The sequence below is a fragment of the Oleiphilus sp. HI0125 genome (assembly GCF_001635355.1).
On the sequence record NZ_LWGF01001013.1, the window covers coordinates 1 to 1,204 of the forward strand.

Consider the following 1,204-nt stretch of genomic DNA (forward strand, 5'->3'; position numbering starts at 1 on the left):
TTCAGCGCGCTTTAGAACGGAGTTATAAAATCCTATTAACTTACTCCTTACACAGTATGCAATTCCGTCATTACTAAATTTTACAGAGCCATATATGCAGAGCATTTATTGAACGACTACCCTCATTAGCATGCCAGAAACGGTTATTTTGTATTTTGTCGTGAGAAGTAAATCAGTATGCATTTCACCCAATCAACTGCCCGACTTATCTCTGTAATACTTAGCATTATGTTCATTACCGCTTGCTAAAGCTCATCTAGATCCGGTGATCGTCAATCAACAGGGCATAGCATTCACGACCAATCCACAAGTAACGGTAATGGAACCTCTGCTGTCACCTTGGGCAATTTTGGCTTTACTACTTCTCAGTTTAACTTCGTCGATGATGGTTCGGCATCTGCAACAAGCGTGCAGCTGCTTAATCCAGTGGAATACAATATTGGCTATCCTGTCTCTCGCTTCGGCATCGATAACCAATATATGTTCGCCTATGCCGAGAATAGCGCTTTCGATACAGAACTAATTAGTTACTCATTAAAAGAACGAAAAGTCGTCTCGACGAAAAAACCCGACAACTACTTCTCTGGTTTCAATTTAAACGGCGCGATCATGACTTCTGATGGCACGGAAGATCTTAATTTCTATCACATTGCGAACGGACAAATTACCGATAATTTTTATCACGTCGCCTCGGTTAACGGCTCTATATTTATCGGCGATGTGTTTATGGATCACGATCAACTCTATGTAAAAGATCAATTTGGTCTGCTGACCATGCCAATATCAGACACCACAAACATCCAAACACTCACAACAGTCAATGCCGTTGAATGGCGATTCACTGCGGACAACCAATATGTATATATCGCCGCTGTTGGTGAGGTCGGCAGACTCGATACGGAAATTCATCGAATTGACAAAAGTAATTCAAGCATCATCAACTTCTTCACGATTCCTGCCGTGCAAGCGGGTGGCATTGCGGTCGACTCAAACCACTTATATGTAAGCAGTAAAGATGACAATAAGGTCTACGTATACAAAGTGAATGACGACTCAGCCCTTGGCAGCATCGACATTACCTTATCATTCATACGTTTATTTCGAATTTAATACTTTTGAACAGATATAAGTGAGAGCAAGATCGAACCAAACGCACCACAGGCGCTCGTAAACTGATAGGGAAAAATCAGGCTTTGACTTGTTT

1 protein-coding gene is annotated in these 1,204 nt (G+C 41.5%); it reads left to right on the forward strand.

The window, feature by feature from the left end; all coding sequences use genetic code 11:
* The first annotated feature begins 339 nt into the window (after window positions 1-339).
* On the forward strand, window positions 340-1,110 hold the full coding sequence (locus A3762_RS17430; protein ID WP_068756854.1) for a hypothetical protein: 771 nt from the start codon (window positions 340-342) through the stop codon (window positions 1,108-1,110).
* Window positions 1,111-1,204: the final 94 nt, after the last annotated feature.